23 protein-coding genes are annotated in these 25,716 nt (G+C 62.9%); 5 read left to right on the top strand and 18 right to left on the bottom strand.

What is annotated here, in order from left to right; translation table 11 throughout:
• Window positions 1–127: 127 nt before the first annotated feature.
• Window positions 128–1,117, top strand: coding sequence for a glutathione S-transferase family protein (locus CIT25_RS08865; RefSeq protein WP_095484167.1), 990 nt, complete (start codon window positions 128–130; stop codon window positions 1,115–1,117).
• Between the two features lies 1 nt (window position 1,118).
• Here CIT25_RS08865 and CIT25_RS08870 read toward each other — a convergent pair whose 3' ends face one another.
• Entirely contained in the window at window positions 1,119–1,619 is a 501-nt protein-coding gene (locus CIT25_RS08870) for an NUDIX domain-containing protein (protein ID WP_095484168.1), read from the bottom strand.
• 53 nt (window positions 1,620–1,672) lie between these two features.
• Between CIT25_RS08870 and CIT25_RS08875 the strand changes: the two genes are divergently transcribed.
• On the top strand, window positions 1,673–2,587 hold the full coding sequence (locus tag CIT25_RS08875; RefSeq protein ID WP_095484169.1) for a metallophosphoesterase family protein: 915 nt from the start codon (window positions 1,673–1,675) through the stop codon (window positions 2,585–2,587).
• Here the strand turns inward: CIT25_RS08875 and CIT25_RS08880 are convergent.
• The 9 genes from CIT25_RS08880 to CIT25_RS08930 form a co-directional block, all read right to left on the bottom strand.
• Window positions 2,577–3,200: a hypothetical protein gene (locus tag CIT25_RS08880; RefSeq protein ID WP_095484170.1), complete on the bottom strand. Its 624-nt coding sequence runs from the start codon at window positions 3,198–3,200 to the stop codon at window positions 2,577–2,579. The genes CIT25_RS08875 and CIT25_RS08880 overlap by 11 nt on opposite strands.
• 228 nt (window positions 3,201–3,428) lie before the next feature.
• Window positions 3,429–4,232: an alpha/beta fold hydrolase gene (locus CIT25_RS08885; RefSeq protein ID WP_095484171.1), complete on the bottom strand. Its 804-nt coding sequence runs from the start codon at window positions 4,230–4,232 to the stop codon at window positions 3,429–3,431.
• Window positions 4,233–4,331: 99 nt separating this feature from the next.
• Window positions 4,332–6,110: a tetratricopeptide repeat protein gene (locus CIT25_RS08890; RefSeq protein WP_095484172.1), complete on the bottom strand. Its 1,779-nt coding sequence runs from the start codon at window positions 6,108–6,110 to the stop codon at window positions 4,332–4,334.
• Between the two features lie 193 nt (window positions 6,111–6,303).
• On the bottom strand, window positions 6,304–8,064 hold the full coding sequence (leuA, locus tag CIT25_RS08895) for a 2-isopropylmalate synthase (RefSeq protein ID WP_095484173.1): 1,761 nt from the start codon (window positions 8,062–8,064) through the stop codon (window positions 6,304–6,306).
• Between the two features lie 553 nt (window positions 8,065–8,617).
• Window positions 8,618–10,729 (bottom strand): TonB-dependent siderophore receptor, encoded by a 2,112-nt coding sequence (locus tag CIT25_RS08910; protein WP_095484175.1) that lies wholly within the window; start codon window positions 10,727–10,729, stop codon window positions 8,618–8,620.
• Between the two features lie 176 nt (window positions 10,730–10,905).
• Window positions 10,906–11,994 (bottom strand): AbrB family transcriptional regulator, encoded by a 1,089-nt coding sequence (locus CIT25_RS08915; RefSeq protein WP_095484176.1) that lies wholly within the window; start codon window positions 11,992–11,994, stop codon window positions 10,906–10,908.
• A 71-nt stretch (window positions 11,995–12,065) separates the two neighbouring features.
• A complete protein-coding gene (locus CIT25_RS08920) occupies window positions 12,066–12,374 on the bottom strand; it encodes a putative quinol monooxygenase (RefSeq protein WP_095484177.1) in 309 nt (102 codons plus the stop codon).
• Window positions 12,375–12,419: 45 nt separating this feature from the next.
• Entirely contained in the window at window positions 12,420–13,220 is an 801-nt protein-coding gene (locus CIT25_RS08925; RefSeq protein WP_095484178.1) for an SDR family NAD(P)-dependent oxidoreductase, read from the bottom strand.
• Between the two features lie 70 nt (window positions 13,221–13,290).
• The gene (locus CIT25_RS08930; protein WP_095484179.1) at window positions 13,291–13,728 is read right to left on the bottom strand and encodes a DsrE family protein; all 438 of its coding nucleotides are present in this window, start codon (window positions 13,726–13,728) and stop codon (window positions 13,291–13,293) included.
• 96 nt (window positions 13,729–13,824) lie between these two features.
• Between CIT25_RS08930 and CIT25_RS08935 the strand changes: the two genes are divergently transcribed.
• Entirely contained in the window at window positions 13,825–14,898 is a 1,074-nt protein-coding gene (locus CIT25_RS08935; protein ID WP_095484180.1) for a hypothetical protein, read from the top strand.
• Between the two features lie 158 nt (window positions 14,899–15,056).
• Window positions 15,057–16,064, top strand: coding sequence for a glycosyltransferase family 10 domain-containing protein (locus tag CIT25_RS08940; protein WP_245329797.1), 1,008 nt, complete (start codon window positions 15,057–15,059; stop codon window positions 16,062–16,064).
• A gap of 127 nt (window positions 16,065–16,191) precedes the next feature.
• On the opposite strand, the gene CIT25_RS08945 is transcribed toward CIT25_RS08940, so the two are convergent.
• The 6 genes from CIT25_RS08945 to CIT25_RS08970 all read right to left on the bottom strand — a co-directional run bounded on the left by CIT25_RS08945 (window position 16,192) and on the right by CIT25_RS08970 (window position 23,915).
• Window positions 16,192–17,106 (bottom strand): cation diffusion facilitator family transporter, encoded by a 915-nt coding sequence (locus tag CIT25_RS08945; protein WP_206072931.1) that lies wholly within the window; start codon window positions 17,104–17,106, stop codon window positions 16,192–16,194.
• 47 nt (window positions 17,107–17,153) lie between these two features.
• Window positions 17,154–19,343, bottom strand: coding sequence for an anthranilate synthase (locus tag CIT25_RS08950; RefSeq protein ID WP_095484257.1), 2,190 nt, complete (start codon window positions 19,341–19,343; stop codon window positions 17,154–17,156).
• Window positions 19,344–19,601: 258 nt separating this feature from the next.
• Complete coding sequence (locus CIT25_RS08955; RefSeq protein WP_095484182.1) at window positions 19,602–20,675, bottom strand: M14 family metallopeptidase; 1,074 nt, start codon at window positions 20,673–20,675, stop codon at window positions 19,602–19,604.
• A gap of 73 nt (window positions 20,676–20,748) precedes the next feature.
• Window positions 20,749–21,930: an MFS transporter gene (locus CIT25_RS08960; protein WP_095484183.1), complete on the bottom strand. Its 1,182-nt coding sequence runs from the start codon at window positions 21,928–21,930 to the stop codon at window positions 20,749–20,751.
• 150 nt (window positions 21,931–22,080) lie between these two features.
• Window positions 22,081–23,457: an FAD-containing oxidoreductase gene (locus CIT25_RS08965; protein ID WP_095484184.1), complete on the bottom strand. Its 1,377-nt coding sequence runs from the start codon at window positions 23,455–23,457 to the stop codon at window positions 22,081–22,083.
• Window positions 23,454–23,915, bottom strand: coding sequence for a DUF4126 domain-containing protein (locus tag CIT25_RS08970; protein WP_095484185.1), 462 nt, complete (start codon window positions 23,913–23,915; stop codon window positions 23,454–23,456). Before CIT25_RS08970 ends, CIT25_RS08965 begins: the two co-directional genes overlap by 4 nt.
• Window positions 23,916–24,078: 163 nt before the next feature.
• Between CIT25_RS08970 and CIT25_RS08975 the strand changes: the two genes are divergently transcribed.
• Window positions 24,079–24,636: a sugar O-acetyltransferase gene (locus CIT25_RS08975; protein WP_095484258.1), complete on the top strand. Its 558-nt coding sequence runs from the start codon at window positions 24,079–24,081 to the stop codon at window positions 24,634–24,636.
• A gap of 13 nt (window positions 24,637–24,649) precedes the next feature.
• Here CIT25_RS08975 and CIT25_RS08980 read toward each other — a convergent pair whose 3' ends face one another.
• Both CIT25_RS08980 and parS read right to left on the bottom strand, forming a co-directional pair.
• The gene (locus tag CIT25_RS08980; RefSeq protein WP_095484186.1) at window positions 24,650–25,165 is read right to left on the bottom strand and encodes an RES family NAD+ phosphorylase; all 516 of its coding nucleotides are present in this window, start codon (window positions 25,163–25,165) and stop codon (window positions 24,650–24,652) included.
• Window positions 25,162–25,641, bottom strand: coding sequence for a type II RES/Xre toxin-antitoxin system antitoxin (gene parS / locus CIT25_RS08985; protein ID WP_370453306.1), 480 nt, complete (start codon window positions 25,639–25,641; stop codon window positions 25,162–25,164). Before parS ends, CIT25_RS08980 begins: the two co-directional genes overlap by 4 nt.
• Window positions 25,642–25,716 lie beyond the last annotated feature (75 nt).

Below are 25,716 nucleotides of genomic sequence, written 5' to 3' on the forward strand. Positions count from 1 at the left end.
TTTCCAACCGCTGCAATCGGCCGTTTTCGCCTGCCGTTTCGCCCAAGTGACGGTCTGTTCAGCACATGACGACTTCGGCAACGCCGCCTTGCGCCTAAATGGTGAAGAGGACGCAAGGAGATTTAGTATGGGACTGCTGGTCCAAGGCAGGTGGCATGATCGCGGGTACGACACCGCGGACAGTGGTGGCAAGTTCGTGCGGGCACAGTCGCAATGGCGCGATTGGGTCACTCGCGATGGCGCACCAGCCGAGGGCCGCAAGCGCGGCTTCATGGCCGAGCCCGGTCGATACCATCTCTATGTCTCGCTTGCCTGTCCCTGGGCGCACCGGACGCTGATCTTTCGCGCGCTGAAGAGGCTCAAGGACGTGATTTCCGTCTCGGTCGTCCACCACTTCATGGGCGCCGATGGCTGGACGTTCCTGACCGAGGACGGCGCCACCGGCGACACGCTCTACGGGCTCGATTTCCTGCATCAGATCTACACCAAGGCCGATCCCGCTTATTCCGGTCGCGTGACGGTGCCGGTTCTATGGGACAGGCAAGAACAAACAATCGTCTCCAATGAGTCCTCCGAGATCATCCGGATGCTCAATTCAGCCTTCGACGAATGGGGTGATGCCAGCCTCGACTTCTATCCGAAAGCACTGCGCGGCGAGATCGACGCCGTCAATGCGCTGGTCTATCCCTCAGTCAATAACGGCGTCTACCGGGCCGGCTTCGCCACCACGCAAGCGGCCTATGAGGAAGCGTTTGGCGAACTGTTCTCGGCGCTCGACCAACTCGAGGACCGTCTGTCTCGCCAGCGTTATCTCGTCGGGCACCGCATTACAGAGGCCGATTGGCGGCTGTTCACCACGCTGGTCCGCTTCGATCCGGTCTATGTCGGCCATTTCAAGTGCAACCTGCGCCGCATCGCCGACTATCCGAACCTGTCGAACTATCTGCGCGACCTCTATCAGGTCCCTGAAGTGGCAGGCACGGTGAGCCTGCACCACATCAAGGCGCACTATTACGGCAGCCACGACACGATCAACCCGACCCGCATCGTGCCGGTCGGACCGGAGCTGGACTACGCGGCGCCGCATGATCGGGCGCGGTTCAGGAAAGCGGCGTGATCTACCAGTAGGGCGACGCCGCCGCGCCGCCAAAAATCTCGGCAATCCGCCGCAACGTGGACGGCGTCGTTCCTTCCGGCAGGCGGTCAAGCGGAAAGAAACCGGCCGCGGCGATCTCGCGGTCCGGCAGCTTCGGCGCCGTCTGATTGAACTGCTCGACCAAATAGAGTCCGACATGGTCGCGGCGGCTAGCCCGCCGGTTGAAGTGCATCGATTTCAGCACCGGCAGCGCGGTCAACGCAATATTGGCCTCCTCGGAGAGCTCGCGCGCCAGCGCCTCGATCATCGTCTCGCCCAGCTCGACGCCACCGCCGGGAAGCTGCCAGCCCGGTACATAGGTGTGGCGAATGAGGAAGACGGAATTGGACGTGCGGTCGTGGACCAGGCCGCGCACCCCGAGCGTCATCGGCCGCCGCAGCACGAAATACAGATGAAACAGCCTTGCCCTGAGACCCGGCCAGCCGGTCTGGCGGAAGGCCTGCTTCGGTTCGGGCCGCGTCATCACCCACGAAACCGTGGGTGGAAAGCAGCGCGCGCGTCGCTTATGAAGGGAGGATGTTCAGGCTCGCGCATATTTCCGATATCCATCTGGGACCGCTCCCCGGTGTAACCTATCGCGATCTCGCCTCCAAGCGGGTGGTCGGTTACGTCAACTGGCAGCGCAACCGCCGCCGCCACATGCGCGATGCCGTCATCGACACCATCGTCGCCGATATCAAGGCGAGCGCACCGGATCACCTTGCGGTCACCGGCGATCTGGTCAATCTGGCGCTCGACGGTGAGATCGAGATGGGCAAGCACTGGCTGGAGACGCTGGGTTCTCCCGATGATGTGTCGGTCGTTCCGGGAAACCACGACGCCTATGTGCCTGGCGCCTTCGACAAGGCCTGCCGGTCGTGGACGGCGTGGATGACCGGCGACGGCGTCAATACGCCGGTAGACCGCGACGCCTTTCCCTATCTGCGCGTGCGTGGCAACGTCGCGCTGATCGGTGTGACGACGGCGCGGGCCACGGCTCCGTTCATGGCCAACGGCTTCTTTCTGGAGGATCAGGCGGAAAGGCTGCGCGTAGTGCTCGATGCCACCGCCAAGCGCGGGCTGTTCCGGGTGATCATGATCCACCATCCGCCGGTGCGCGGCGCCGTTTCGCAGCCCAAGCGGCTGTTTGGCATTGCCCGCTTCCACAAGCTCGTTCAGCGGCACGGGGCCGAGCTTGTGCTGCACGGCCACTCGCACGAGCCGACGCTGTTCTTCATCGGCGGGCGCGGCGCCAAAATTCCGGTGGTCGGCGTCGCCGCCGCAGGGCAGGCGCCAGGCGGCAGGCACCCAGCGGCGCAATATAATCTGTTGGAGATCGATGGCGAAAAGGACAACTGGCGGATCAGGCTGACGCGACGCGGCCTGACCGGCCCGGCCATCCCGCCTTCCGACCTGGAGATTCTGGAACTTGGCGCGAACGCTATGGCCTGAAGCTCAGTCCCATCGCAACGAGGCGGTCCCAGAACAACACGATCGATACAGCCAGTCCGACCAAGGCGCCGGCGGCGATCAGGCCGAGACCGGAGAGGAAGGCCGACCAACCCTTGCCGCGGCGGACGGATTGCAGCGGCGGCTCGGCTTCAGGGACCAAGGCACGTTTCAGTCCGGCGACAGCCTGCTCGACCCCGCCTTCCATCATTCTCTGGCGTTCGACGACACGCTCCGCGACGTAGCGCGTCACCTGATCGGCAACCGGTTTCATCTCGGTCGATTCGGCGAGCACCACGCGGCCGATGCGCGTATCCCTGAGGAAGCGATAGGTGCGGCGGTCGCGTCCCATGGCGACATGGCTGACGGCGTCGATCCACAGGCGCGGCTGCAGCCCGGACGAGACGGCGAAGTCGAAATTGTCCATGTCGGCGGGCACGTCGGCAAAGATGGGCGCGAGTTCGGCGGCAAGCAAATCGAGCCGCATGCGATGCGCCTCGCGCATGTCGACCACGACGTCGTCGCGGTCGGCGAAGGCGTTCTTCACGTCGCGGATGGCATCGGACAGTTTTCGCGACTGATCGATCTGTGTGATGTTCTCGCCTGCGTCCTTCATCGGCGTTGCCTCGCGGGTTTGGTTAACATCGAATTAACACAGCCGTTGGCAAAATGCACTTGTGTGATCGATAGGCGTCTAAAGCGCGTCGCGTCTGAAAGGGTTCATGCGACGCGCATTAAAGTCCTGTTTTTATGCATGTCGTTATCCCAAAACCGCAACGCACTTTTGGGCGACATGCATTGAGCGGACAAACCAGGCTGGAAGCCGCGCTTTGGCAGGGGCGGATCAGTTCGCCGCGGCGGCGGATTTCGGACGAAACGGCCTGCTGCGGCGTTTCATATTGCGGCGGACGATCTCGGCGATCAGGCCGGGCGCTTCCTCGATCAGCATATGGCCAGCCTCCAACACGTGGTGCAGGTGGAAATGCGTCGGCATACCGTCTGCCTGGGTGAAGGGCAGCACCGCGTCATCTATCCCCCAAACCACCATCACCGGCATATCAAGCGTTTCGAGCCGTTCGCGCGGGATGACGCCCTGCCGATCGCCCCTGGTCATGGCTGCAGCGATGTCGACAAGTTTCTGCAACTGGCCGGGACGGGCACGCATTTCGCCAAGAACATCCACGATGCGCTCCGAGGGCAGGCTTTGCGGTCCGGACATGGCGGCGAGGCAGGCGCGGACTTCACTCTTGCCGGCAGCGGCGGCATAACGGCGCAACAGCGGCCCATTGATCTCAGTCCCAAAACCGCCCGGCGCCAGAAGCGTCAGCGACGCTATCCTTTCGGGTTCGGCCAATGCCATCAGCACTGCCGCCGCTCCGCCCATAGAATGGCCGACGAGATGCACCCTCTTAATTCTGCGCGCGGCGAGATCCGCAAGAACGGCCCGAGCGGCCGCCTTGGCCGGACCGCCACCCGGGAAATCGAGGGATAGCCCATGGCCCGGAAGATCGTAGGCCAGCGTCCGTGAACCAAACGCCAGTGTCGAAATCACCTCGTGCCAGTCGTCGTGGCAGCCGCCGAAGCCATGCAGGAAGACAACTGTCCTCGGGCCGGCGCCCCGTTCGGCAGTGTAAAGGGATGAAATCATGAAAATTTATGGTTTTTATGCGAATTGCGAATTGTGGCTGGATTGCGCCTTGTCTAAGACGATGGCCAGTAAAATTTTTGCGATCTGCCGTGCAATTTTCTAGCTGGCGTTGCCGAGCCCGGCGGCACGCAAGGCCTCGACCAGCCGATCGGTCAGATCGGCGGGGTATCGCCTCTCGACAAAGGTCGCGCGCGGATCGGCAGCGAATTTCGGGAATTTGACAGTCATCTGGTTCACGAGTTCGTGCGCCAGTTGATCGCGGCCGGCTGCCTTCGCGCCGATCAGCCGCGCAGCCAGATAGTGCGATTTCGTCGGCGTCGCTTGTAACGCCTCGCTGGCAAGCGCGGCCTTGTTCATATCGCCCGTCATGAACTGGCCGACGAAAAGCCCGTAGTCCCACCAGGTCGGATGGGCGCTGGAGGTTTCGGCGGCGTGCGCAAGGATCGGTGTTCCCTCCCTGTACCTACCGGCGAAAATCAGCCCATAGGCGTAAGCTGCCGCCATGCTGAGATCGTAAGGGTTGAGTTCGTAGGCCTTATGCATCCAGCGGATCGATTCCTCCGAATTGCCGAGGCGGGAATTGAGATAGCCATAGGCACGGTGCGCATAAGGGCTGGTCGGCCCCATCTGCACGGCGCGACGGGCAAGCGACAGCGCCTGTTCGATCGTTGCACCGGCTGGATAGGCGTAGTGATCTGTCGCCGTCTCGAGATGCAGGGCCGCGAGTTCCGAATAGACGAGCGACGATTTCGCATCCCGATTGACCAGGTTTTCGAGACAGCGATAGGCAGCCTCATGGGTTTTGGCGCCCTGGTCGAGATAGTACTTGTCGTTGAGCAGCAGACATTCCGTCAGGCCGGTTTGAAGGCCGCTCTGTTCGATATAGTTGTAGATCGTGCCCGAGGCGGGAATGGCCGAACTCAAAATGCCGGCGACACTGTCCTCGACGGTGGTGGGTGTGCTGTCGGCGGCAGTCAAATTGCGTGACAGCAGGACCCGTCCGGTCGCCACGCTTTGAAGCTCCAGGGTGACATCGCCTGCCGTTGGTCCCTGCAAGACATCGAATACGAAGCTGATTGCATCGGTGACCGGATCGGGCGGGCCGTCGGCGTCCCGACCGATGAAGTTGACCGTATCGAAGCCGCTGAGGCCGGCGCGCAGCGATGCCGCGACGCGGGCAGCCTCGGCGCTGTCGGCTTTCACTGCAATGTAGACGAGCGGAAGGGTTTCAATCGGAGCCCATGGCGCAATGCTGCCGGTTGCCACTGCGTTTTCGATCGTCGACGCGGTATCGCTTCCCGCCAGCAATGCGCCGCTTCCCTGACGAAGGATCAGCACTCCCAGCATGGCGATGACCAGAGCGATCGCCAACCAGAAGAACTGGAGATGGCGCAGCAGCGAGGGCGCCGGCTCGCGAACGACAGGGGACATCAACGATGCGGCACGATCGGCCATACCTGGTTCTTCGAGCGATCCCGACAAGGTGGCCGCCGCCTCGGCGTGTTCCTCCGGCGCCGGCTCGACCGGCAGGCGGATCGCGTTGAGTTCATAGGATGGAACATAGCCGCCACGCGGAATGGCGATGCGGATCGGCTCGGCAACACCCTCATTGGCGAAGTAATGCTGCAGAAGCTCGCGGAGCCTGCCCGCCTGCACCCGCACGACGGCGTCGGTCGACGGATCGAAATCGCCGTCCTTGCCGAAAACATCCATCGCGATGGAAAAGCCCTTGAGCTTGTCGGCTTCGCCTGCCTGCTCGCGCTCGACCAGATAGCGAAGCAGTTTACGCGCTCGCTCGGATCGTCCGAACGTTTCGCTGGCTAGCAATCGTTCCAACGTCTCGCGCACTGCGGGGGCGGCAGGCGTGGCATGCTGCAAGTGTCGATCCTTTCGAAGTCGGCACAGGTTAAGACGCAATCATATAGAGCCTGCACTGCCATACAAGCATGCATCCATTATGCGATCGCGTACCCCACCGGATAATTCTCCGATGGTTAATGGTGCGAAAGACCGGAGCAAGATGATACCATCTTGGTTCATCTTGCTCCAGCTGTGAGCTTTCGACGCTTGTCTAGTCGACCTTTCGGCCGATGATGCGGTTGGCGGCGGAAACCACGGCTTCCAGCGAAGCGGCCACGATGTTGGTGTTGATGCCGGCGCCGAACAGCTTGCCGTCGGGGTGCTCCATCTCGACATAGGAGATGGCCGAGGCATTCGAGCCGCGCTGCATGGAGTGCTCCGAATAGTCGAGCACCGACATCGGCACGCCGACATGGCGCGACAGCGCGTCGACGAAGCCGTCGATCGGCCCAGTCCCGGAGCCTGATATCGTCACCTCCTTGCCGCTGTCGAGGATGACCGCCTCTACCGCACGCCGGCCCTTGGTCTCGATGTCCGGATAGGTGTGGTGGTCGAGGAACTTCAGCCGCGCGCCGGGCTGGTCGACATAGGTGTCGAGAAAGCGCTCGTAGATGCGCTTGACCGGCACCTCCTTGCCTTCGGCGTCGGTGATCGCCTGGATCGCCTGGCTGAACTCGATCTGCAGGTTGCGCGGCAGGTTGAGGCCGTAGTCCGCCTGCAGCACATAGGCTATGCCGCCCTTGCCGGACTGCGAGTTGATGCGGATGATCGCCTCGTAGTTGCGCCCGACATCGGCCGGGTCGATCGGCAGATAGGGCACTTCCCAGTACGGTGTGTTGGCCTTGCGCAACGCCTTCATGCCCTTGTTGATGGCATCCTGGTGCGAGCCGGAAAACGCCGTGTAGACGAGCTCGCCGACATAGGGATGACGCTCGGGGATCTTCAACTGGTTCGAATATTCGTAGACGTCCTTCATCCGGTTGATGTCGGAGCAATCGAGCTTGGGATCGACGCCTTGCGTGTACATGTTGAGCGCCAGGGTGACGATGTCGACATTGCCGGTGCGTTCGCCATTGCCGAACAGCGTGCCTTCGACGCGGTCCGCGCCCGCCATCAGGCCGAGTTCTGTGGTGGCGATGCCGGTGCCGCGGTCGTTGTGCGGATGCAGCGAAATGAGCAGGTTCTCGCGGTTGTCGAGGTTGCGACACATCCATTCGATACGATCGGCATAGATGTTGGGTGTCGACATCTCGACCGTGGACGGCAGGTTGATGATCAGCTTGTTTTCTGCCGTCGGCTTCACGATCTCGGTGACGGCGTTGCAGATTTCCAGCGCCACTTCGAGCTCGGTGCCGGTAAAACTCTCCGGCGAATATTCGAAACGGTAGCCGCCGCCAGCCTTGGCCGCCATGTCGGTGATCATCTTGGCCGCATCAGTGGCGATCCGCCTGATGCCGGCGACATCCTTCTCGAAGACGACGCGGCGCTGCAATTCGCTGGTCGAATTGTAGAAATGCACGATCGGGTTGGTGGCGCCCTGCAGCGCCTCGAAGGTGCGGGTGATCAGTTCCGGCCGGCACTGCACCAGCACCTGCAGCGAGACGTCGGCTGATACATTGCCCTCTTCGATGCACCAGCGGGCAAAATCGAAATCGGTCTGCGAGGCCGACGGGAAGCCGATCTCGATTTCCTTGAAGCCCATGTCGAGGAGCAGGGCGAACATGCGCGCCTTGCGCTCGTGGCCCATCGGGTCGATCAGTGCCTGATTGCCGTCGCGCAGGTCGACCGAGCACCAGATCGGCGCCTTGTCGATGACCTTCGACGGCCAAATCCGGTCGGTGAGGCCGACGGTCGGGTAAGGTTGGTATTTCCGGGCTGCCTCTGGCATGCCCCGGGCTGCCTCTGGCATGGCCTCTGCGGCATGCTTGCCGACCTCCCCACTATCTGCGTGGATTTCTTCTCGTGCGTTCATTGTCGTCTCTCCCGGCGGCTCGCGGGATCCGCCTTCAGACGGATTTGGTGCCGAGCGGCGCCTTTATCAGATGTTCATTCGCTTGATGTGACTTGCCAATTTTGAGACTGGCCAAGGAGCGTGCGCGTTAGCGGCGGTTCGACCGCCGGGCGCTCCTTCAGCGAACCCGGCGATCGCCGATAAGGCCGAGAAGCAGCAGGGTGGAAGCAAGCGCGCGCACAGTCTCGCCAGCAAAGCCGGTCTGACGGGAAGCGACGGAGCTGGCGCGGTTGGTCATGGTGGTTCTCATATAGGAGCGGCCAAGGAGAGGCAAGTGGGCGGCGTCCAGTGGGCAGCGTCCTGGCGTGCTCCGCCGTCACCAAAGAGATCACGGCGTGCTGCCTGCGTGTCCAGGGCGAATGTTTCGCCGTCAACACGTGCCGAGGCATTTGTCGAAGTCGACGGTTCCGAAGACCGGAATCCGCTCGCCACGGGGGAGATCATCGACATTACCTGGCTTTATCGGCACGGGCGCGAGGCCGGCACTGCAGGACTGCGCCGGCGACGACGGACATCAAAAGCGATAGCGCAAGCTGGCGAACAGCGAGCGGCCCTCGTCGCGATAGCAATAGCCGGCCGAGCAGATGGTCCTCTGATTATCGAACAGGTTCTTGGCGTTGACCTGCAGCTTCACGCCTTCGAGGTCGGGATTGCGGTAGCCGAAATCATAGGAGAGGGAGGCGTCGACGAAGGCGCGCGCCTCGTTCTTGAAGGTGTTGGTGTCATCGCCGTAGCTGCTGCTGGCGACGCGAACGCCCGTGCCCAGCCCCAGGCCCTCCAGCGTGCCGTTCTCAAACTGGTAGTGTCCCCAGAGCGACAGGATGTGATTTGGCGTCGCCGACAGTTCCTTGCCCACGGTTCCCTCGGCGCCGCGTTCGATTTTCACGCGCAGATAGGTGTAAGAGGCGATGACGCTGAAGCCGTTGTCGAGCGAGGCATTGGCTTCCAGTTCGATGCCGCGCGAATTCAGGTCGAGCTGACGCTGCTTGTTGATACCGGTCGAGGCATCGAACACGACGCCATCCTTCTGGTCGATGTCGAACAGGGCGGCGCTGATGGTCGCGTTGTAATCCGGAATCTCGTATTTGACGCCGATTTCCTTCTGCGTCGCTTTGGTCGGGCGGGCGACGCGGGTGATGTCGCTGTTGACGTCATCATAGACGAAACCGATGTTGGGCGAGAACGACGTCGAATAGTTGACATAGGGCGTGATGCCCCATTCCGTCTGGTAGGACAGGGCAAGCCGGCCGGAGAAGGCGCTGTCATCCTGCTTGGACTTGGTGAAGTCGGCGGCGGTGGAAGTGGTGTCGACCCAGTCGTAGCGACCGCTGGCGAACAGGGTGAAATCGTTCCACTCCATCTGGTCCTGCAAATAGACGCCGACCTGGTTCATCTCCTGCCCGCCGACGTAGGGGACCGGAGCGCCCTCGATGTCGTCGATGGAAACGTAGGACAACCCGCTGCCGGCATCATAGTCCGACCAGGCGTAGTCGATGCCGGCTACCGCAGTGTGCTTGACCGGCCCGGTGTCGAACTCGAACTGCGCCATGTTGTCGACGACGAAGTTCTTCATGTCCTCGGTATAGTGGCCCCAGTAGCGCTGCAGCGGCTGATCCGGGCCGATCGAATAATTGCCGCTGTATTCGATGTCCGCGTCGACAGCGTTGTAGCGCAGGTTCTGCCGAACCGTCAGCGCGTCGTTGAAACGGTGCTCGAACTCGTAGCTGATACGGCCCTGGCTCTGCGCGAAGTCGTTCCAGGCGGGATCGCCCTCGTAGACGTCCGACAGGTTGCCATAGGTCGGATTGTAGAACGCAGCCGTGCCGCCGGTGACGGATTTCGAATGTTCACCGAGAATAGTGAGCTTGGTGTCCTCGTCCGGCTTGAAGGTGACCGCCGGCGCCAGATAGATCTTGTCGTCGGGGTAGCCGGGCAGGTCGGTATCGCTGTTGCGGCCGAGGCTGGTGAAGCGATAGAGGATGCTGCCGTCCTCGTTCACCGGACCGGATGCGTCAAGCCCGGCCTGGAAGCGGTTATGCTCGCCCATGAGCATTTCGACTTCGCGGTACTGCTCCTCCTTGGGGCGCTTGGTGACGACGTTGACGATGCCGCCCGGACCGCTGACGCCATAAAGGGAAGATGCGGGACCTTTCAGGATGGTGACGCCTTCGATGCCGTAAGGCTCAGTCTTGAACCATGCCGAGGGCCCATTGTACTGGCGCAGCCCATCGCGAAACATGCCATTGTAGAAGGCTTGGAAGCCACGCAGGAAGAAGGCGTCGTAACGGGTGTCGAAGCCGAAGCTGTTGGGGTTGGCGCTGGCTGTATAGCCGAGCGATTCGTTCAGCGTGCGCGGCTTCTGGTCCTCGATCTGCTTCTGCGTCACCACCGAAACGGCCTGCGGAATCCTGACGATCGGCGTGTCGGTCTTGGTGCCGATGCGGTCCTTCTTGGCGACATAGCCATCTTGCAGCAGAATCTCGTCGCTCTCGGCGTCCACCAATATTTTATCGAGGACGGTGATGTTTCCGCCGTCCTGAGCGCGAGCCGGCCCGAACTGGCTGAGCATCGCAGCGCTGCCCAGCAATGATATCCCCAAGCGCCATGTCGTCGGTCGCGTCCGCATCAACTCGTTTCCACTGTCCGGTACAGGATTGCGGTCCCGCGCTCTCAAATTTGAGTATTTGAGTCAAGTATTTTTTGCAGCTGCGCTCGGACTGGCCGGTGCTGTCGCCGGGTCGCAAAAACTCGTCCGGTTTCGGTGAAGCCGACTAGGAATACCGGGGAAGACGCGGCAGGTCCTTATTCCCTCAGACTTCGCGCCACCAGCCGCGCCAGGCTCGGTCCGATCAGCAGCACGACGAGGAAGCGGGCCGATTGCAGCGCCATGACGAAGGAGATGTCGACGTGCTGTGCGGCGGCGGCGATGATGGCGACGCTGTCCATGCCGCCGGGGCTGGTCGCCAGGTAGGCGGTCAGCGGATCGATGCCGAGCACATGGCTGATCATGAAGCCGAGGCCGCCACAGAAGGCGATGAGAATGATGATCGAGCCAACGATCTGCGGCAGCGCCCGCGTCGCGTGCCGCAGAATCGCCCTGGTGAAATTCAGGCCGATGGTCCAGCCGATCATCGTATAGCCGAGGGCGAGCAGCCAGGGCGGCAACTGCATCGTCACGCCTAATCCTAGATGCACCGCGGTGCCGAAAACGAAGGTGCCGAGGAAGAAGGGTGACGGCAGCCTGAGCAGCTTTCCGATGAGGCTGCCGACGAGCGCCACGCCAAGTGTCGCGGCAAAGGCCATTGGATCAATCGGCGGGAACCAGATGATGGCCGGGATCTCGATGCCCGATGTTTCGACCCACATCTTTGCGACAATCGCCGCAGTCATCGAGACGAAGATGACGCGCAGATATTGCATGAAGGCGACGAGGCGCTGGTCGGCTCCGAAGGCGCCGGCCATCAGCACCATGGCAGTGGCCGCGCCCGGCGATGAGCCCCAGACCGCGGTGGTGCCGGGCAGGATACGCCAGCGGCTGATCAGCCAGCCGAGCAGGCTGGATGCCGCGACGGTCGCCACCACGGTGCCGAGGAACAGCGGCCATTCCTTGTAGAAGACCGGGAAGATGTCGGCAGAGATCGAGCCGGCGACAAGGCAGCCGATGATCGCCTGGGCGGCGCCGAACGAAGGGCGCGGCACACGCACCGTGGCGCCGTTGGTGCCGGCCAGGATCGCCGCCAGCATCGGCCCGATCAGCAGCGCCGCCGGCAAGGCGGCGAATTCCAGCGCACCGGCAAAGAGGATCGAGAAGATCAGGAGGGCCAGCCACTGCCAGGCTTTGGGCATCCGCGCCATGCGTTCGACGGTCGGCTGGTCTGGCAGGGAATCCATTTTTCGGTCTTAGACCTGAAGCGGGGAGATGCGAACCCCGCGATGGCGAAAAATGCGTCCGCTCTCAGGCGTCAGGCGGTTTTGACGGCGGGCAGGCCGAAGCCGCCTACGGGCTGGGTTTCGACCTGGAACTCGAAGCCGGCGATGATCGGCCGCGCCTTGGCGATCGCTGCCTGGACTTCCGGCAGTTGCAGCGAAGCCTTGTGGCTTGCCTGGTCGGTCCACACCTCGGTCACCCAGATTGCGTCGGCATCGGCCGGATCGGTGGCGATGATGTAGCTCAGGCAGCCCGGCATGGAGCCGGTGCTGGCAAGCAGAACGTCCATCATTGCGTCGCGCTGGCCGCGCGTCGCCCGCATCTTGCCGATCAGACCGTACATTGCAGATTCTCCGTTGGCTTCCGCGACAAGTATGCAGGTCGCCGCTCACGGCATCAACTGGCCACCATTCACCTCGATCACCTGGCCGGTGATGTAACCGCTCAACAGAGCGGACGAGAGGAACAGATAGGCGCCGACGCAGTCCTCGGGCGTGCCGGCGCGGCCCTGTGGAATGGTGGCCACCATGCCCTTCATTTGCTCGTCGGTCGAATAGCGCTCATGGAAAGGCGTCGCGATGGTGCCCGGAGCCACCGCGTTGACGCGGACGTTGAAGCCGATCAGTTCCTTGGCCATGCCGCGAGTCACATTGGAGACGAAGGCCTTGGCCGATCCGTAAAGGCCGGCGCCGCCGCCGGCGCCATTGCGCGCGGCGATCGACGAGGTGTTGACGATGAAGCCGCCCTGGCGCTTCAGCCATGGCATCGCCTTGCGCGAGGCAGTCAGCACGGAGCGCGCGTTGAGGTCCATCACCGCGTCGTAATGCGCTTCGGTCAGCTCGGCATAAGGCACGCGGCCGAGCATGCCGCCGGCATTGTTGACGAGGCCATCGAGCCGGCCGAAGTGTTGCGCGCTGTCCTCGACGACGCGCTCGACATCGGCGGGGATCGAGAAATCGGCCTGGACGAGGAATACCTCGCCGCCGCCGTTGCGGATGGTCCCGGCCAGGTTTTCGGCAGCCGCCCGACTTGAATTGTAATGCAGCGCCACACGACATTTCTGCGCGGCATAAGCCAGTGCAAGTGCGGCCCCGATGCCTGTCGAAGCGCCGGTGATCAGCACCGCCTTGCCGGCGAGGTCGGGGATGACCAGGGCGGGGGTGACAAGGCTGGTTGTGGTGGCTGGCACGTCTATTCCTCCGGGCGAGTATCAACTCTTCGTAGGGCCTGGCCGCCCTGATGTTCAAGTCCGTAGAGGCTCACGGCCGCAAATAGGCGTAGCCTTGGCGCTGCAATTCGGCGAGCTTGACGACGCCGCCGGTCTCGGCGGCATGGAAGCCATCGAGCAGATCGGTGAGCGCAACATCCATGCCGTGCATTGTGTTGGCGCAAGCATGCGGGGTCAGCCCGTCGCGAACGAGGCCGGAAAAACGGCTGGCAATGCCAGCCGACGCGCTCTTCGACTTGAAAGCGGCGAGTGCCGGTCCATGCACGACCAGCACGATGTCGACCTTGCCGCCGGTGCCGTCATAGTGGTTCTTGATGTTGCCCAGCACAAAACCGACCTTGTCGAGATCGCTGAGGTGGTAGGCGACCTTTTGCCTTTCCTCTTCCACAGCCGCCGCTTCGACCTGGCGCAGCCCGAAAAGGCCAGCGGCTCCGGCAAAGCCTACGCGGAAAATATCGCGGCGTCGCATGGCTTCATCCTCCTGTGCCGGCCCCGCAAATTGCGTGGCTTCGGCCCCGATCCTAGCATAAGTTGAAGCCACGTCCTGTCGGGCGAGGAGGGGCACATGACCTCGAAGACCACTAAGGGCGCCGGACTTGGTGTCGCCTTGCTTGCCGCACTTGCCGGCACGGCCCTTGCCGACGACAAGCTTACCGAACTCAGCCCGGACGGCAAGGATGCCTGTTTCGGGCGCGTCTACGATGCCGCGCATCTCAAGGCGCATCCGAACCAGAAGGTGGCACGGATCTTCTTCTACTATGGCAGCTATCCGGTTAGCCATCCGAACGAGGAGCCGAGTAGCGGTCCGTCCGGCTACAACGGCTTCGTGGCCACGACGGTGCGCGGCGCCAAGAAGCCCGAGTGGGTCGGCGGTTGGTGCGGCAAGGACGATCCGCAGTCGAGCGAGATCCGTTGCGGCATGGAATGCGACCGCACCATGGCCTCGCTCAACCTCGACGAAAAAGGCCGGCTGATCATCTCCGGCGTGCAGCGCAACCTTTATCTCGATGCCGGCGCCGAAGATGAACTTGGCGAAAAGGAGTTTACCAGGCAGGCACTCGGCACAGAAGACGACGGCTTTCGGCTCGACCCCATGCCGGCGCAGACCTGCAAGGCCGAATTCGCTCGCATCGATCCGATCGATCCGGCGCTGGGAGCGCCGCTGCGTGAGCGGCTGAAGCCGGACCAGCCCTTCTGCTACGGGCGCGACTACGATGCCGCGCATCTTGGCTCGCATCCCGATCAGTCTACCCGGACTATCCGGGTTTTCCGAGGCCCGATCGAGCTGGCCTCCTTCGCTATGGATGGCGATCCGGCAAGCTGGCCTGATGGTGCCGACATTGCCGTTTCCGTCACCACGCGCCACAAGGCTGCCAAGGTCACGCAGAGCTACAGTTGTGAAGGGGAAGCGGACCAGTGGCGCTGTGTGGCGAGCGCGAAGACGAGCGACTTTTCCTGCGACATCGCGGCCAGCGAGATTTATCTGCGCCGCGGCGCCAACGGCACGATGATGCTGGCCAATCCCAACAGCAGCCTGCCGATCGTCGACCTATGCTCGAAGGCGGCCGAAGGCGAGACCGCATCCGACGACAAGGTCTACCGGCTCGAGCCGATGCCGCAATCTGCCTGCACGCCTTGATTAGGGGTCCGTTTCTCGGTTTGGGGATTGGCGGGATATGACGAGGACCTGGATGCAATCAGGATCAGACCAAAACCGCCATCGTCGCGCGGGTGGCTCAAGCAACACGCAATTGCCTTTAGCGTCGACGGCTACACAGCCCAGGCCGCAGTATTGAGATGTCCACATTGCTTGCCGTGCCTAAAAAAGAGCCGCTCGTCCTCTTCTACACGACTTTTTTCAGCAAGCCCGTCGACGTCGCGTCCATTCAATGCGATCTGCCGGGCGAATTTACCCTAGACAAGCGTAGAATTGCTGAAGCGACAGCGGTCGTCTTCCACATTCCGAACTTCCGCGAAATTGGTGACGCATGGCGATATCCGGGCCAGTACTGGATAGCCTGGTATATGGAAGCCCGCTCAAACTACAAAATCATAAAGGACCAGAAACTCATGCGGCACTTCGACTTCACGATGTCGCACGAGCGCAGCTCTGAGATTTGGTGCCCCTATTTGCCCAATTCCCGGTGGTGGGACACGGTGCGCGCAAAGCCTATAGGCGCCAAGACAGAAGCGGCTCCGGTGGTAGCCTTCCAATCGGCGCCCTTGAACTATAGCGGCCGGCTCGATCTCTTGAAGAGCCTGGCCGAACACATCAAGATAGATTCATACGGTCGGTATTTCCGCAACAGGACAGTCGAAGGCCCCGATCGCGGCCGCAAGACGAAGATCGAGACAGTCTCCCGCTACAAATTCTGCCTCGCATTGGAGAACTCGACCGAGACCGACTACGTCACCGAAAAGCTGTTCGATGCCTTCGAAGCCGGATCAGTGCCGATCTATCTGGGCACATCGAACGTGCACGAATTCGCCCCGCCCGGCTCCTACATCAACGCTGCAGACTTCAGCAGCTATGCAGAGCTGGCAGCATATCTGAAATACCTCATCGTGACGCCCGAGGCATACGAGGCATACTTTGCCTGGCGCTCGAAACCATTACCTGACGAACTCGCCCGCCTCGTGCAGGATCGCGACCCCCCGGTGTTTTATCGACTGATGCAATTCGTGCATCAGGTGACCGACGAGCGCGGTCAGGAACGGCCCGCCGGCCGGCCGACATTGCCTTTTGGTCCGCGAGCCTACATCAGCACGCGGCTGCGAAAGTGGAGGAAGAGAGTGCCTAGCTGAGCCTGAATTAGGGCGGAACGAACGCAAAGCGGAGCGCAGGCCTGGGATGAGGAAGGGATGGATGTGCGACCAATCCCTAGGATGTGCGATAGTCCCTGAAAGGGGACCATCGACGTCCGCTGCCGCTTCACGCGAATCGCACTGCCGTCGTGCCCTTGGGCAGTTTTGCCTCGTCGTCGGGCTCGACATGGATGGTGACGCGCACCGAGGGGATTTCCGCCTTCAGCGCGTCCTCGATGCGGTCGCAAATGACGTGGCTGGCGCCCACCGACATGCCGGCATCGACGACCAGGTGGAACTCGATGAAGGTGGCGCGGCCGGCGATGCGTGTCTTGAGATCGTGAACCTCCAGCGCTCCCTTGCAATTGGCCGAGATGACGTCGCGGATGTGCATGTGCTCCTGCGTGTCGACGGCGCGGTCCATCAGTCCGTTCATCGACGAGCCGATCACGTGCCAGCCTTGCCACAGGATGTTCAGCGCCACGATGACCGCAAGTGCCGGGTCGAGAATTTGCCAGCCGGTCAGCACGGCACCGACCAGGCCAATGAACACGCCGACCGAGGTCGCCACGTCGGTCATGATGTGCCTGCCGTCGGCGACCAGAGCCGGCGACTTCTCGGCACGGCCGGCACGAATCAGCGTCCAGGCCCAAAAGGCGTTGATCACCGTCGCGACGCCGTTGATTGCGAGGCCGGTCCAGGGCTGTTCGAGCGGGGCGGGATGCTGCCAGTACCACCACACTTCGTTGAGGATCAGAAGGGCTGCCAGCACGATCAGCACGCCCTCCAGAACAGCCGAGAAATATTCGGCCTTGTGGTGGCCGAACGGATGATCCTGGTCGGCCGGCTTGAAGCTGACCTGGATCGCCCAGTAGGCGGCGGCCGAGGCAATGACGTTGACGATCGATTCCAGCGCGTCCGAATATAGCGCCACGGAACCGGTGACGTGCCAGGCCGCCAGCTTCAGGCCGAGCACGACGCAAGCGACGATGATCGACCAGAAGGCGAGGCTGGCGACCCTCTTCTTCGCCGTCGACTTGATTTCAGCTGTGGTCACTGGGGAAGAAATCCCAACACGAACCCCTCGGGCTAAGCCGCCTTCTCCCTGGCCTTGCGCGGCAGATGCGCAACGATGTTCTCGATGATGCGCATGCCGGCATTGTGGCCGAGCGTCATGATCGATTCCGGGTGGAACTGCACCGCCGCGATCGGCTCCTTGGTGTGCTCGAAAGCCATGATGACGCCGTCCTCCGTCTCGGCGGTGACGATGAAGCCGTCGGGCAGGCGGACCGGATCGGCGAAGATCGAGTGGTAGCGGCCGACCGTCACTTCCTTGGGCAGGCCGGAAAAGATGATGCCCGGCTTCGACACACGGATGCGTGACGGTTTGCCATGCATCGGCACGTGCAATTGCCGCAGCTCCCCGCCATAGGCTTCAGCCAGCGCCTGCAGGCCGAGGCAGACGCCGAAGATCGGCAGGTCGCGCGCGCGGGCCCGCTTGATGGTGGCGGCGCAGTCGAAATCCTTCGGCGTGCCGGGGCCAGGCGACAGCACGACCAGGTTTGGCTTCAGCCGGTCGAAGACCTCGTCCGGCACAGGCGTGCGCACCGTCGAGACATTGGCGCCGGTCTGGCGGAAATAATTGGCCAGCGTGTGGACGAAGGAGTCCTCGTGGTCGACGAGCAGGATGTTGACGCCGTCGCCGACGCGCGCGGTGGCGCGCTCGGTGTCGGCGGCATTGCCTGACTTGGCGTCGCGGATGGCGGAGATCATGGCGGATGCCTTCAATTCGGTTTCGGCTTCTTCTTCCTCGGGAATGCTGTCGAAGAGCAGCGTGGCGCCGGCGCGCACCTCGGCGATGCCGTCCTTGATGCGAATGGTGCGAAGCGTCAGGCCGGTGTTCATATCACCGTTGAAATTGACCATGCCGATCGCCCCGCCATACCAGGCGCGCGGGCTCTTCTCGTTCTGCTCGATGAAGCGCATAGCCCATAATTTCGGCGCGCCGGTGACGGTGACCGCCCAGGCATGGGACAGGAACGCGTCGAAGGCGTCCATGCCTTCGCGCAGCCGTCCCTCGATGTGGTCGACGGTGTGGATCAGCCGCGAATACATCTCGATCTGGCGGCGGCCGATGACGCGCACCGAGCCTGGGTCGCAGACCCTCGACTTGTCGTTGCGGTCGACGTCCGAGCACATGGTCAGCTCGGATTCGTCCTTCTTCGAATTGAGCAATTTCAGGATCTGCTCCGAATCGGAAATGGCGTCGTCGCCGCGCTTGATCGTGCCGGAGATCGGACAGGTCTCGACACGGCGGCCGTTGACGCGCACGAACATTTCGGGCGAGGCGCCGATCAGATATTCGCCCTCGCCGAGATTGATGAAGAAGGAATAGGGCGAGGGGTTGATGGTCTTCAGCTTGCGGGAGATGGCGGAAGGCGGCGTCTCGCAGCGCTCATAGAACATCTGGCCGGGCACCACCTCGAACAGGTCGCCGCGCTTGAAACTCTCCATCGCCTTGCGCACCAGATTGGCATATTCGCCGGGCTCATGGTCGCCGCGCGGCGGGATGCGGTCGGCGGTCTTGAACGGCTCGACGATTTCGTCGCGCGGCAATCCCTCGGTCGAAAACCCCTCGCCCGAATAGTCGTAGCGGTCGGTCCAGGCCTTGGTCGAATAGTGGTCGACGACCAGGATCTCGTCGGGCAGGAACAGCACCAGGTCGCGCTGGCTTTGCTGGCGCTCGAGCTTGTAGTCGACCGGATCGAACTGGAAGGCGAGATCGTAGCCGAAGGCGCCATAGAGGCCGAGATTGGCGTCTTCCTCCGTTTTGAACAGAGCGGTGATGGCGCGCAGCACGGTGAAGACGGAGGGAACGCGGCTGCGTTCTTCTTCGGTGAAGACACGGCCAGGCTTGGCCACATCGAGGCGGATCAGTCTCTTCGACGTCTCGGCGATCGTCACGTCGTCAAGGCCGCCGAGCGCCTTGCCTATCACCGGCAGAAGCATCTCGCCACGGCTGTTCAGCGCCTCGATGCGCATGGCGCGGCTGCGCGCCGAGATCACCAGCGGCGGATCGATGATGGCGGTGTCCCAGCGCGTGTAGCGGCCGGGATATTCGTAATTCGAGGAAAACACGGCGCCGCGGCGCGCATTCAGTCCGTCGATATAGCCGTCGATCGCGCCTTCATAGGGCCGGTCGTGGCGCTCGCGGGTAATCGTCACGCCACCCGCCGTGACGAAGCGCTCCGCCCCGTTCTCCAGAATTTTCGTCGTCATTGCCGTCTCCATCAGCGTCTGGGTATCAGCGTCTTGGGGCAACGGACCCGGGCATGGCTTGAAAAAAACAAATGGCCGCCCGGACATTCCGTTGCGGCCACCTTCTATTTTCACGCGCACGCGTTCGAACAGGCCGCTGTCAGCGAGCCCACCACCAAACGGTCTTGATCGAGCGCATGTTCATGGCGATTCCAATAGCGGCGATTGAACGGCCGCGCAACTGGATTCAATGGAGGGCATGGAGAAGGGCATGAGCCCTCAATCCTCCAGCGTTCCCGACCTTGCATCGGCGCTCTTCCTGTCGCCGACCAGCTTCAGCAGATCTTCGCCGGCACGGATGATGCGCCGGGACCGCCGCGTCAGGATGATGCCCGCTTGCGGCGCGAACACCTGCGTGCGGCCACCGGCTTCACCCGGCGCATGGACTATGCTGGCGAGCAGTGCGCCTTTTTCCACACGGTCGCCGGGCTTCACGTCATAAAGGATCGCACCCGCCCGGGGCGCTGGCATCATGTCGATGTTCTCGAGCGGTGCGACGATACCGGTGAAAGAATTGGGGCCGGCAAGGCTGCCAGGCGCGGGCAGGGCCTGATCCACGATCACGCCGCGCGCCACCAGCAGCCGATAGAGCCCTTCGGCATCGGAAGCGGCCAGAGCGCCATCGACATCGAGCATGCCTCGATACTCGACTGTGGTGGCGACGCGCCGGTCAAACCGCGCCACATCGGCGGGGACGTTCAGATACGGCGTGATCGAGGCGCCTTCGAAGGTGCCGTCGGTGTCCTCATCCCACAGCACCACCGCGTCGACGCCCATGGCGGCCGCACAATCCGCCATTTCAGGCCACAGGCTGGTGTGGACATAGAGATAGGCGAGGCCCTCGTCGTCGCAGTGCAGGTCGAGGACGATGTCGTGGCCGATCGACAGCTGCAGCAGCCGCGTCTTCAGCCGCTGATCGGCCGTGCCAAGCGTGGTGTCCGGCAAGAGCGTCGTGTCCGGCGCCGCCAGCAGCGGAAAGCCGCGGTTGAAGTTGGTGCGCGTGCCCAAGTGGAAACGGCCCTGATGCTCGCCGAAATGATACTGGGCGCGGCCGATCGGATTGGCTTGGGGCACGACGGTGATATTGCCCTTGATGCGGCCTTCCGCTCCGGCCCTTTCGAGCATCGGCATCAGCGCGTCGATGGCGACGACGCCCGGCAGTTCGCCGGCATGCAGTGCGGCCTGCAGATAGGCTGAGGGTGCTGCCTTGTCGCTGCCGTCAAAGCGGAAGACCGGGAATTCGTAGGAAACGCCCTCGCTGTCGCCGGCGATGCGCTCGATCGATTTCTGCATGATACTCCTCCAGGAAAGAGGCCGAACACATGCCCTTTCGCCGATACGCTGTCGATTGGTCCAGTCTGCTGCGCTATGGGCGCAACTGTTGCGCGGGGTGCGTCACCAGCAACTGGCGGTCCAACGTCTGCGACATCACCGCCACGGCGACCGCCAGCAGGGCGAGCGCCGCGCCGACCAGCGGCAGATTGGCATAGGACACGCCCAGCGAAAGTGCCACGCCGCCTACCCAGGCGCCCGCGGCATTGCCGATGTTGAAGGCGCCCTGGTTCAGCGTGGCGGCGAGGTTCGGCGCTTCGGAGGCCGCTTCGACGACGCGGATCTGCAAAGGCGGCACGATGACGAAGACGAGCAGACCCCACAGGAAAACGATGAAGACGGCCACGGCTGCGATGGCGCCGAATTCGGCAAAGCCGACGAGCAGCAGCGCCAGCATCAAAAGCGTGCCGATCACCGTCGGCATCAATTTCCAGTCGGCCAGCCTGCCGCCGATGATGTTGCCGATGGTCATGCCGCCGCCGAATAGCAGCAGCACCCAGGTCACGGTCGCGGTCGACAGGCCGGATACGTCGGTGAGATAGGGCTTTATGTAGGTGAAGACGGCAAACAGGCTGGCCGACGCCAGCGCCGAGATCAGCATCGCCAGCCAAACCTGCAGCTTGCCGAGCACGCGCACCTCGCCAAGCAGGCCGCCGCCGCTCGGTTGGGTGATGCCGGCGGGCACCAGCCAGGCAATGGCTGCGACCGAGATAAGGCCGATCCCGACCACGGCCAGGAAGGTGGCGCGCCAGCCGTAGGCTTCGCCGAGTGCTGTGCCGCCGGGAACACCAAGGATGTTGGACAGGGTCAGACCGGCGAACATCAGCGCGATGGCGCTGGCCCGCTTGTTACGCGGCACCAGGCTGGCGGCGACGACCGAGCCGATGCCGAAGAAGGCGCCATGGCCGAAAGCGGTGAAGACGCGCGCCGCCATCAGCAGCCAATAATTGGGTGCGATCGCGCACAATAGATTGCCGACGACGAACAACATTGCCAGGCCGATCAGCACCGGCTTGCGCGGCATGTGTGCGGTGGCCACCGCAATCACCGGCGCGCCGAAGACGACGCCGAGCGCATAGCCGGTGACCAGCAGGCCGGCCGAGGGGATCGAGACGCCGAGGTCGGCGGCGACCTCGGGCAGCAGGCCCATGATGACGAATTCGGTGGTGCCGATGCAGAAGGACGCAATGGCAAGCGCTAGGATCGGCAGGGGCATGGGAGGTCCGGACTGAATCGGCTCAAAATTGAGACTGTCGGCAGAGCTGCCCCGTGCACAAGCGCGATTGCTGCAATGCAGCATTGCAAAAATGGACAGCGGATCGCGACTGCGTTGCGCGTTTGCCGCCTGCGGTGAATGCAGAGCGGCCTATGCCAGCGGCTTCAGCTCCTGGGCGATGGTCGGCAGAAGTTCCGAGACATTGGGGTGAATATGGGTTGCCCGCGCGAGCGTGCTGACCGGCGCCTTGGCGTACATCAGGTCAAGGACGCAATGGATCGCCTCGTCGCCACCGGGACCGAGCACCGAACAGCCGAGGATTTCCTTGGTGTCGGCGTCGACCAGGATCTTCATAAAACCTTGCGTCTCGCCTTTCTCGACGGCGCGGCCGACGCGGGTCATCGGCCGCAGGCCGACCAGCGCGCGACGGCCGGACTTTCTGACCGCTGTCTCGGTCATGCCGCAGCGGCCGAGCGGCGGGTCGGTATAAAGCGCATAGGCCTCGATGCGGTCACTCACCTTGCGCGGATCGTTGTCGAGCAGATTGGCGGCGACGATCTCGTAGTCATTGTAGGAGGTGTGGGTGAAGGCGCCCTTGCCGTTGCAGTCGCCCATCGCCCAGATGCCGGGCACGCTGGTGCGCAGCAGGTCGTCGACGACAATGAAGCCGCGTTTATCGACCTCGACGCCGGCCTTGTCGAGGCCGAGATCGTCGGTGTTGGGCGTCCGGCCCACTGCCAGCAGTACATGCGAGCCAACCGCCGGCGCCTTGCCGGCGGTGAAGGTCACGGCAATCTCATTGCCCTGCCTGGCGAAGCTGATGTCGTCGGCGCCGAGATGGACCGTGATGTCTTCGTTTTCGAGGATGGACAGGATGGCGGCCGAGACATCGTCGTCCTCGCGGGCGATCAGCCGTGGGCTCTTTTCGATCACCGTGACCTCCGAGCCGAAGCGGCGGAACATCTGTGCGAATTCGAGCGAGACGTAGCTGCCGCCGACGACGACCAGATGGCGCGGCAGCACGTCGAGGTCCATCATCGATGAGTTGGTCAGGTACGAAATGTCGTTGACGCCTGGCAGGTCAGGCACCGAGGCGCGGCCGCCGGTGTTGAGGAATATTTTTTCGGCGGTCAGAAGATCATCGCCGACGCGCACCGTGTTGGCGGTGACGAAGCGTGCATGGCCGCGATAGAGCGTGCAATGGTCCATGCCGGCAATCCAGCTTTCGAGATTGCCGCGGGCGTCGTTCGACACCTTGTCCTTGCGTGCCTTGATCGCTCTGTAGTCGACGCCGACCGAACCGGAGAGCGTCACGCCGTAGTCGGCGGCGCGGCGAGCGAGATGCGCGGCATAGGCGCTTGCCACCATGGCCTTGGTCGGCATGCAGCCGGTGTTGACGCAGGTGCCGCCGACCAGTTTTCGCTCGATCAGCGCCACGCTCATGCCGGCCGCCGTCAGCCGGCCGGCGAGCGGCGGGCCGGCCTGTCCGGCGCCGATGATGATGGTGTCGAATGTCTTTGCCGTCATGCCACTGCCGCCACGACCAGCAGGCCGCCGGTGATTGCCACCGCGTCCTCGATAAGGGCGGCTGGCAGGTCCTTGCCGAGGGTGATGGCCAGGCGCTTGCGCAGCTCGGCGCCGCCCAGCGTGCCGATCACCGCGCCGATGGCGCCGGCAATCAGGCCGCCGATGGTGGCGCCGGCGGTCGCGCCGATCACAGCGCCGGTGAAGGCGCCCGAGACGATGCGCGCGCCGAACTGCTGCGGCACCTTGCGGCTCGGCGTCGACGGCAACTGATCGGCGACAAGCTCGACGATGGCCAGGGCGGTGAAGATGCCGACGGCGACCCAGTGACCCATGAAAGCAGCCCAGGTGCCGGTGACCGGCAGCCAGCCGAGCCAAGCGCCCCAGGCGACGGCGGCGGGCGCTGTCATGGCACGAAGGCCCGCAACGACGCCAATCAGGAGTGCGAGAATATACAGCATGATTGATCCCCTCGATGGCCGGGCTCAGGACAACCCTGCCAGAGCAGGCTAGCATAGGCGCGGCATTTGACCAGAGGCCTGCGATCTGTGGCGTTACCCGATCTTTATGGACTGTGCTTTGACACCACGTTGAAACAGCATGGCAAGGCAGGAGGACATCGCCTTGAACACAAGCGAGCGCACAAAAATGGCAGCGGGCGAGTGGTATACTTGTCTCGATCCAGAGCTGGAGGCGCTGCGGGTCATGGCGCGCGACGCGGTGTTCGAGCATAATTCGCTGCCGCCCCGGCAGCGCGGCGACATCGGACCGGCCCTGAAGTCGCTGCTCGGCGTAGTAGGCCCGGGCGCCCGGATCGAGGCGCCGTTCCACTGCGCCTATGGCTTCAACATTGTTCTCGGCGACGGCGTCTTCCTCAATGCCGGGTGCACCATCCTCGATACCGCGCCAGTCCGCATCGGCAAGGGAACGCTGCTCGGCCCCAATGTGCAGATCTATTGCGCCGAGCATCACAAGGAGGCGGCGGGTCGACAGGCAGGACTGGAGATCGCGAAGCCGGTCGAGATCGGCGACAATGCCTGGATCGGCGGCAGTGCCATCATCCTCGGCGGGATCAGCATCGGCGACGGCGCCATTGTCGGCGCCGGCGCGGTAGTGACTCGCGACGTGCCGCCAAACACCACGGTCGTCGGCAACCCGGCGCAGTCGGTCAGGCGCGGCTGAGCATGAGCGGGTATTAGAGCGAGGTAAGCCCGGTCATATGCAATCGTGTGTCGAGCGCAAAGGCCTCCTGGATCTTCATGGCATATGCGCCCTTCGCGACGCTCACGTCGAAGATCAGGTTCCAGCTATTCTGGGACACCGCGCTCGGAATCACCACGAACCGATGTCGTTGGAGAAGATCATCGCCGAATGCCTGTTGCCCAGAACTCGGGATGCCCGGACGCAGCCAATTAGGGTTGGGAACGGCGCCAGGGTTGATGATATGCACTTCCGTGACATCGCTGATTATCGCCGCGGTCATCACATGCGCGATCGTGTCGAGCGCCCTGAAGCCCTTATGGACTGCGACTTCGAGAATCGCAGTCGAAGGATCGATTGAGCAGTAGACTGCGCGCACGCCCCTGCTGTTCCATCGTCCGCCGACCCTGTATGCGCCCTCGCCACTGTCCCATGTAGGCGCGAACGCAGCCTGATCGAGACGCCAGCCAACGAGGTCGGAGCCGCCAAGCGCGGCCGGGAGCGGCGTCATGCATAAACGCCATATTCAAGCCGTTCGAGGTAGTCCTCTACAAGCTCGACACCCGCCGGGGTTGCCAGAAGATCGATGGGACGGCGCTGGTCGAGCCCGATCGCCGGGCGCTCCAGCCATTGCTCCGCTTCCGCTTGCGAACCGAACACATCGGTCGCTTTCGACAGGATCTCCGCGAATTTCCAGGTTCGTCCGCTCTGGTCCTGGCTGAGAGGCTTGGAAGGAGCATCCTTACGGCGCTGGTAGGTGCGCAAGCTCATGCCGACGGCCTTCTCGAGCGAATCAGTCTTCTGGATGAAGACGAGCTGCCCAAGGAGATGGTCCAGCGCCGAACCCGGCAGGCCGTGCACAAGCAGCTCATGGGCATCCAATGCGCTCCTGAGGTGCCGCGATAGAATGCGAGTGCCGCCGAGCAACCTGGCCACCTTCTGAAGTTCATTATTTTTTGCTGCTGGTGCAGTCTTTTCCAATGCCATCGCCACGGCGTGCCTCTTAGCGTCATCTGTCACTTTAATATATGACAGATGACGCAAGCCTTTTCAAGGACGGTA

Origin of the sequence: Mesorhizobium mediterraneum (genome assembly GCF_002284565.1) — a bacterium.
GTDB lineage: Bacteria > Pseudomonadota > Alphaproteobacteria > Rhizobiales > Rhizobiaceae > Mesorhizobium > Mesorhizobium mediterraneum.

What these genes read in the sequence shown, in the direction of transcription:
- CIT25_RS08865 (WP_095484167.1), top strand. Translation starts at nt 128, where the DNA reads ATGGGACTGCTGGTCCAAGGCAGGTGGCATGATCGCGGGTACGACACC.
- CIT25_RS08870 (WP_095484168.1), bottom strand. Translation starts at nt 1,619, where the DNA reads ATGACGCGGCCCGAACCGAAGCAGGCCTTCCGCCAGACCGGCTGGCCG.
- CIT25_RS08875 (WP_095484169.1), top strand. Translation starts at nt 1,673, where the DNA reads ATGTTCAGGCTCGCGCATATTTCCGATATCCATCTGGGACCGCTCCCC.
- CIT25_RS08880 (WP_095484170.1), bottom strand. Translation starts at nt 3,200, where the DNA reads ATGAAGGACGCAGGCGAGAACATCACACAGATCGATCAGTCGCGAAAA.
- CIT25_RS08885 (WP_095484171.1), bottom strand. Translation starts at nt 4,232, where the DNA reads ATGATTTCATCCCTTTACACTGCCGAACGGGGCGCCGGCCCGAGGACA.
- leuA (WP_095484173.1), bottom strand. Translation starts at nt 8,064, where the DNA reads ATGAACGCACGAGAAGAAATCCACGCAGATAGTGGGGAGGTCGGCAAG.
- CIT25_RS08910 (WP_095484175.1), bottom strand. Translation starts at nt 10,729, where the DNA reads ATGCGGACGCGACCGACGACATGGCGCTTGGGGATATCATTGCTGGGC.
- CIT25_RS08915 (WP_095484176.1), bottom strand. Translation starts at nt 11,994, where the DNA reads ATGGATTCCCTGCCAGACCAGCCGACCGTCGAACGCATGGCGCGGATG.
- CIT25_RS08920 (WP_095484177.1), bottom strand. Translation starts at nt 12,374, where the DNA reads ATGTACGGTCTGATCGGCAAGATGCGGGCGACGCGCGGCCAGCGCGAC.
- CIT25_RS08930 (WP_095484179.1), bottom strand. Translation starts at nt 13,728, where the DNA reads ATGCGACGCCGCGATATTTTCCGCGTAGGCTTTGCCGGAGCCGCTGGC.
- CIT25_RS08935 (WP_095484180.1), top strand. Translation starts at nt 13,825, where the DNA reads ATGACCTCGAAGACCACTAAGGGCGCCGGACTTGGTGTCGCCTTGCTT.
- CIT25_RS08940 (WP_245329797.1), top strand. Translation starts at nt 15,057, where the DNA reads ATGTCCACATTGCTTGCCGTGCCTAAAAAAGAGCCGCTCGTCCTCTTC.
- CIT25_RS08950 (WP_095484257.1), bottom strand. Translation starts at nt 19,343, where the DNA reads ATGACGACGAAAATTCTGGAGAACGGGGCGGAGCGCTTCGTCACGGCG.
- CIT25_RS08955 (WP_095484182.1), bottom strand. Translation starts at nt 20,675, where the DNA reads ATGCAGAAATCGATCGAGCGCATCGCCGGCGACAGCGAGGGCGTTTCC.
- CIT25_RS08960 (WP_095484183.1), bottom strand. Translation starts at nt 21,930, where the DNA reads ATGCCCCTGCCGATCCTAGCGCTTGCCATTGCGTCCTTCTGCATCGGC.
- CIT25_RS08965 (WP_095484184.1), bottom strand. Translation starts at nt 23,457, where the DNA reads ATGACGGCAAAGACATTCGACACCATCATCATCGGCGCCGGACAGGCC.
- CIT25_RS08970 (WP_095484185.1), bottom strand. Translation starts at nt 23,915, where the DNA reads ATGCTGTATATTCTCGCACTCCTGATTGGCGTCGTTGCGGGCCTTCGT.
- CIT25_RS08980 (WP_095484186.1), bottom strand. Translation starts at nt 25,165, where the DNA reads ATGACGCCGCTCCCGGCCGCGCTTGGCGGCTCCGACCTCGTTGGCTGG.
- parS (WP_370453306.1), bottom strand. Translation starts at nt 25,641, where the DNA reads ATGGCATTGGAAAAGACTGCACCAGCAGCAAAAAATAATGAACTTCAG.